Below are 827 nucleotides of genomic sequence, written 5' to 3' on the forward strand. Positions count from 1 at the left end.
TGGGCAAGCTTGGCGCTGCTGGTTCAGGAGCGCTTCGCCCAGGACCCGCACAGCGGCCATCTCTTCATCTTCCGCGGGCGCCGGGGCGATCTGGTGAAGATCATCTGGTATGACGGCCAGGGCAGTTGCCTGTTCATGAAGAGGCTGGAGCGGGGCCGTTTCATCTGGCCAACGCCGGCGGACGGCGCGGTGTCGATCTCGGTTGGGCAGATGGGCTATCTGCTCGAGGGCATCGACTGGCGCAACCCGCAGAAGACCTGGCGCCCCGAGGTCGCGGGGTGACTGCGACACGGTGAATCGACGCACCGGTTCAGGGGTGATTGCGGCGGCTCAACGGCGCGTTCCCAGGTAAACTGGCGCCATGACCGCTGCCCCGCCCGACGACATTGCCAGCCTGCGCGCCGCCTTGGCGCAGGCCGAGGCGCGGGCGGAGGCGGCGGAAGCCGAAGCGGCGCGAGCCAAGGCGATGGCGTCGAATACAGAGGCGCTGATCGCCAGCCTGAAGCTGGAAATCGAGAAGCTCCGGCGCGAACTCTACGGCATACGCTCCGAGCGCAAGGCGCGTCTGCTGGACCAGTTGGAGTTCCAGCTCGAAGAGCTGGAAGCGACAGCCAGCGAGGACGAGTTGGCGGCCGAGCAGGCCGCTGCCAAAACCACTGCGGTAGCGGCCTTCACCCGCAAACGGCCATCACGCCACCCCTTTCCCGACCACCTGCCCCGCGAGCGCGTCGTTGTGCCGGCCCCGGCGAACTGCCCGTGCTGCGGCTCGGACAAGCTGTGCAAGCTGGGCGAGACGATCACCGAGACGCTGGAGGTGATCCCGCGCC

2 protein-coding genes are annotated in these 827 nt (G+C 67.8%); both read left to right on the forward strand.

The genetic code is table 11. The features are described from left to right. Positions 1–282 (forward strand): IS66 family insertion sequence element accessory protein TnpB (gene tnpB / locus FZ938_RS30360; protein WP_149201872.1); only part of this gene is annotated, 282 nt, incomplete at its 5' end. A 79-nt stretch (positions 283–361) separates the two neighbouring features. Further along, on the forward strand, positions 362–827 hold a 466-nt coding region (locus tag FZ938_RS30365), incomplete at its 3' end, for a transposase (protein WP_211101206.1).

The sequence above is a fragment of the Azospirillum oryzae genome, assembly GCF_008364795.1.
GTDB lineage: Bacteria > Pseudomonadota > Alphaproteobacteria > Azospirillales > Azospirillaceae > Azospirillum > Azospirillum oryzae.